Origin of the sequence: Aquimarina algicola (assembly GCF_006443095.1) — a bacterium.
Taxonomy (GTDB): domain Bacteria; phylum Bacteroidota; class Bacteroidia; order Flavobacteriales; family Flavobacteriaceae; genus Aquimarina; species Aquimarina algicola.
Window position 1 is genome coordinate 1 of the sequence record NZ_VFWZ01000021.1, and the last position, 289, is coordinate 289.

1 protein-coding gene is annotated in these 289 nt (G+C 45.7%); it reads right to left on the bottom strand.

Features of this window, described 5'->3' with window-relative positions; translation table 11 throughout:
* On the bottom strand, positions 1-289 hold a 289-nt coding region (locus FHK87_RS26495; protein ID WP_226294433.1), incomplete at both ends, for a hypothetical protein.

Sequence of the window (289 nt, forward strand, 5' to 3'; positions counted from 1 at the left end):
GTAATGTTTACAATGCTGGTATAGTCCGTACCATCAGTAGCCGTACCACTCATCACTACAGGGATCACAATAGCACTGCCTGTAGTGTTCACCGCATTTAAAGTCGCTGTAAACTCTCCATCTGTACCACCTTCTATCGCTGTATCAACACTTGCCGTCAGGTTTACTGTATATTCCGTAGCATCACTGATCGTAACGGTATCACTCGTACTGGTTCCTGCAACAACACCACTTGGTAAGGTGCCTAAACTCGCAATAGCCGTCTCATCTCCTTCTATCAAACCATCAG